The organism is uncultured Gimesia sp. (genome assembly GCF_937910335.1).
Classification (GTDB): Bacteria; Planctomycetota; Planctomycetia; order Planctomycetales; family Planctomycetaceae; genus Gimesia.
Window position 1 is genome coordinate 1 of record NZ_CALEMX010000609.1, and the last position, 4962, is coordinate 4962.

The following is a 4962-nucleotide window of genomic DNA, read 5'->3' on the forward strand; positions in this document are numbered from 1 at the left end:
TGATTCGAGCCTGGATCGATTCCTGGCTCAACCCAAATGGGAAATATCGGATAAATGTAATCAATGATAGAATTTACACAGATAGTCGATGAGAGAGTCACAAAGCGTTAGAAAGATCAATTGGTTGCTTTCAGGCAACACTAACTATCAATGAACTTAAACAGTCTGTTAAAGGGGCTGTCAAGGAATTGACTAACTTCTTTAATTTTCAGTCTTCGGAAGAGACTGATACTTTTACCTGTTGTTGAATTCTTGACAAAACTGAGTTTTGTAAATGACTCTGCCCAGTAAGCGAACTGAGCAGAGTCTTTAGATTCTCATCCAAATCGTTAACTTACGATTAGAATGTGGTTCCTTCAGCAGCAGTAATAACTGCAGTACCAGTTACCAGATCACAAGTTGTGTTCAGGTCACAGTCATCTGCAGCATCAGCGAAGCGAGAGCCAGCGTAGAAACTTTTGGTTTTTCCACCATCTCCAATGAAACCAGTGTAAGCATAGCTCTGGTTGAGTGCTCCGATTGCGTTTGAAATATCGTTTAATTCAGTGTTTACAGCGTAAACAAAGGGAATCATTAGGGATAATTCGATTCTGATTCGACCACATCCAACGTATTTCAGTCAAAATTCCCCCGTCAGGCACACCCTCTGCATATTGTATTCACAGGCAATTTTCCTGGATCATTAATTCAAAGAAAATGCCCGAAGTTTTTTTACTCTCTCACGAAAAGAAAAACTCTCTCACATAGCCGAAGGTCAACGCATCGACTTTTTGGCGTTTTCTACCAGTAAGTAAAGGGGACTCTACCATGTTGCGTATCGTACACCGCTTGTACAATGATGAAGCAGGTTTTATCATTTCTGCTGAGTTAGTCTTGGTTTTAACTATTGCCGTTCTGGCTATGATTGTTGGCTTGAGCGAAGTAGCCGTCGCTGTCAATACAGAATTGAACGACGTCTCTAACGCCATTGGTGCTTTAAACCAGACTTATGCCTTCACCGGATTCTGGTCAGGTAGCCACGGCAAAACTAAAAGCTACGTGATGGGCAGTGAATTTGATGATGCCTTTGATGACTGCGACTTGAACACAAGTTGTGATATTGTCTGCGGCGCAGAAGGACTGCGATCAGAAGGCGGATATTAAGATTTGATTTTGCTGACGATTGATCCCCTGGAATGGCTTAAGTCATTCCAGGGGATCATCGGAAGCAAAGAGTTGAATTCTTTTCGTCAAACCTTATGGGGAAGCTATAAAAAAAGCGACAGATTTCCTTTGAAATCTGTCGCTTTCATTTTACATCATATGCGAATCACAAATCAGACTAAGCGGAAACCTTTGGTTTTGCTGGTGCTGATTTTGGATTTGCTTCAGGTTCTGGCTTTGGTTGAGGAACCACTGGTTTGGCTGATTCCCGACTTTCAGGAGCCAAATTACAATTGCCAGTTGCACAAGCGGTAGTAGGACAGACTGTTGTCGGAACCATCGTGCAGACCTCATAAGGAACTTGACGAGCTACACACTTGGAGACATAACGCGTGCAGTTGACTGTTACCTGCTTAGGTACACAACGAGCAACACGATGTGTTACAGTAAATGGAACCTTACGAGTAACACACTCAGCAACTTTTCTAGTGCATTTCTCAGAAACCATTCGACAAGATTGCACAGGAACCTTGCGAACTTTTTCTTCGCAGACCCACTTACAAGTCTTATAAGGAACTTTCTGTGCTACAGTCTCTGTCACCCAGCGGCATGTCCGGTAAGGTACCTTTGTGACAACCACTTCAGGAACCATTTTGCAGACTTTGACCGGGATTTTATTCACAACGACTTCAGGAACATAACGTGTGACTTGAACCGGACAGTTCTGGCGAACTACCTGAGGCACATACTTGGTACAAGGAACCTGACAAGCAACTTTACGCAGTCTCCAGACCTTACGGCAGGATGTTTTACCTGGAACCTGCACCATACTCATCACAGGTCGTCCACAAGCATCAGTCGACCAGCAAGGGCGACATTTGCCCGGTTTATGAACCTGGCGTGTTTCCCATACACCACGTAAACGGTAGACCGTTCGCGAAGTGGTGACCGGTTTCATGACTGTGTAACAACGTTCCTGATTGATGGTTTCCGTAACAGGACGCATGACCGTCTTGCGGCACTCCTGTTCGATGGTTTCCACAACCGGCCGCATGACCGTACGTCGGCACTCTCGTTCGTGATTTTCCCAGATAGGACGTTGTACCTGATAACTGCAATCACGGTACTTAGTCTCGACCACAGGGCGACGCACTGTGTAACGTTCTTCACGTTCTGAAGTCTCGAATACCGGCTTTTGTACCGTGTATTCTTCATTGCGGTAAACGGTTTCATTCACCATGCGATAACAAGTTTGCTGCTTGTCTTCATAGACTGTCTCATATTCAGTGCGATAAGCCGTATACTGCTGAGGCTCTAAAACCTGATCGTAAACTGTACGATAGCATGTTTTGCGCTCAACACGACAAGCCGTATAACAGGCCGTCGGTTGGCAGGCTACTGTTGGACAACAGTTATAGCTTGCTGCTCCAAAATACCTGCAGGCTTCCGCGGAATCATTGACAGCCAGGATTGCCACGCTGGCAAACACTAAGGCTAAAGTATTTCTCATTATTCCCCCCTCCAAAAAAAGTTTCGTCACATGATGAAAGTGTGCGCGTTCCGACTTTTCATTTCATATATGACTGCCTTCATTATTGACATGATCCGAAAAAAGATGCAAATCAAAAGCTAACATCATACATGGAAAAAACAAAATCAGATCCTATTGTTACATTTAGCACTCAAGCATAGATCACATAGTTTTGGTAACTTGAGGAAAAAAGGACGATATGCGTCTTTAGTGAAGAGGTGGTGTAGTGTTTCACTTTATAATCGTTATCACCATTAAAGTTTCACAAATTCAACAACATGTGAACTTAACCTATTGTCAGATATCAACATGAGCTGCAAATACCACACACGATTTTCCATTTGACACCAAGCATTAAAACATCTAAATGAGTGGATGCATTCAAGTTCCATGCTCTTTTGAATAATGTTGTTTTACGTATTCGTAATCTGCGGGTGTATCCAGATCAATCAGAATTTCCGGATGATTGCATTCAAGTAATACAGGCTGAAACTTTTGCTTTTTCCATAAAGCATTAATTCCTTCATCTTCATTAAGTTGCAAGATTTCTTTTGAAACCGGCCAACGAAAAAAAGCAGGATGACCTTTTTGCCCCTGAAAAGTGGGAATCATGCAGGACGAGTTGCTGTTCCCCCAGGCATCGTAGAGCGATGCTAACAGGGCTCTACTGAGTAGAGGATGATCTGCAGGGATTAACAGCCAACTATCCTCTTCAGAGGGCTGAGAATGCGTATTGATCCATTCTAATGCAACGAGAACACTGGCTTTCATATCGGGAGGATCCGTTTCAGGCTGAATCAATTGAATATCCATTCCAGATACGTGTTCTTCTAATAGATGATCATCCTTTCTAGCCACAATGACAGTTTTTGTCACAAAAGAATTGTTTAATTCACGAACCAATCTTTGGATCACTGTTTCCTTCCCGAGTGAAAGCAGTAGTTTGTGTGTACCCATACGGCGACTCTTTCCCGCAGCAGGAATAATGGCGAATAGTCGTGGTGGTGTATTAACATGGTTCATTTGGATATAATCTCATAAATTAGAGATAATTTGATTGGTTGATGATCAAAGAATCACAAAAAATGTGAGTACTCCCTTTATGTCTGTTTTTGAGGTCGATTCGTGCAAATCTTATTAACAAATGACGATGGAATTCATGCCCCCGGTATCAGGAGTCTGCAAAAGGCCCTGGCAGAACTGGGAGAGGTCGAGGTTGTTGCTCCTTTATCAGAGCAAAGTGGTGTTGGCTTAAGTATTACTTATTTACATCCCCTTATGGTACATCAGGAGTTCGAAGGAGAAAAGCACTGGGGTTGGGCGGTTGCTGGTAGTCCAGCAGATTGTGTGAAATTAGGAATTCTTGAATTCTGTTCACCCCGTCCCGATCTCATTGTGAGCGGAATTAACTCTGGTTCCAATGTCGGAATCAATGTGCTGTACTCTGGAACGGTAGCCGGAGCCATTGAAGGAGCTTTTGCAGGCATCCCCTCGATCGCCATATCAACTGCCAGTAGTTTTTCCAACGACATCAAACCTGACTACGATCAATGCGCTGCACAAAGTATTCCGATTATAAAAAAGTTGCTGCAAGATCATTCAGACTCGGGTGGACTGTGGAATGTGAATTTTCCAGAAACCAGACCTGAATGGCCTCGTGGTGTGAAGTGGGTATCTTTGGGAGTCAAACGCCACATCGATGTGATGGAAAAAAGGCTTGATCCTCGTGGACGACCTTATTACTGGAGTGGTCTGGATCCAATTATGAATCATCAAGTAGAAGCAGGGACTGACATCCACGAACTTGCTGAAGGATTTGTGACTGTCACTCCTCTCAATTATGATTTAACGGATCACACAAAATTAAATAAATCATTGACTATTAGAGCAAACTGAGAGTTCGATCTGAAGCGAGACGAGAAGTCTTTCAATCGCTCTTGAATCAGGTTTTCAGCTGTCTTCAAAGTTTGACTTTTCCCTGCTCAACAATGTAGGATAATCAAATGAGAGTGAATTCACACTCAGGATTATTTTTTATGAGATTTCAACTTTTGCAGTCATATCTGACTGCCTCTTTAACGAAATCGACTCTAAACCAGCCGGCAGATCTTGGCTTAGATTCTGCATCAATCAGGCTATTGAGAGGTGAGCAGTGAACCACGAAGATCAGCTGGAAAGCGCTCGACCCACTTCCCGATTATTATCAGAGGCTTTCCCGAAATTGCAATCCAGTGAACTGCTACAAAATATTGTCGAAACAGACAATCTGATTTTACGAAAAATCCTAT

The 4962-nt window shown here is 43.1% G+C and carries 4 protein-coding genes and 1 pseudogene; 2 read left to right on the forward strand and 3 right to left on the reverse strand.

All coding sequences use genetic code 11. From position 1 onward, the window contains the following. Positions 1-340: 340 nt before the first annotated feature. A pseudogene (locus Q0668_RS24895) lies at positions 341-556 on the reverse strand (hypothetical protein); the annotation flags it as partial. Between the two features lie 260 nt (positions 557-816). Here Q0668_RS24895 and Q0668_RS24900 point away from each other — a divergent pair. Then, complete coding sequence (locus Q0668_RS24900) at positions 817-1143, forward strand: hypothetical protein (protein ID WP_298869265.1); 327 nt, start codon at positions 817-819, stop codon at positions 1141-1143. Between the two features lie 178 nt (positions 1144-1321). Here Q0668_RS24900 and Q0668_RS24905 read toward each other — a convergent pair whose 3' ends face one another. Together Q0668_RS24905 and Q0668_RS24910 are read right to left on the reverse strand one after the other, a co-directional pair. Further along, complete coding sequence (locus Q0668_RS24905) at positions 1322-2653, reverse strand: hypothetical protein (protein ID WP_298869262.1); 1332 nt, start codon at positions 2651-2653, stop codon at positions 1322-1324. A 402-nt stretch (positions 2654-3055) separates the two neighbouring features. After that, on the reverse strand, positions 3056-3697 hold the full coding sequence (locus tag Q0668_RS24910; RefSeq protein WP_298869263.1) for a nucleotidyltransferase family protein: 642 nt from the start codon (positions 3695-3697) through the stop codon (positions 3056-3058). Between the two features lie 102 nt (positions 3698-3799). Between Q0668_RS24910 and surE the strand changes: the two genes are divergently transcribed. After that, positions 3800-4570: a 5'/3'-nucleotidase SurE gene (surE, locus tag Q0668_RS24915; protein ID WP_298869264.1), complete on the forward strand. Its 771-nt coding sequence runs from the start codon at positions 3800-3802 to the stop codon at positions 4568-4570. Positions 4571-4962: the final 392 nt, after the last annotated feature.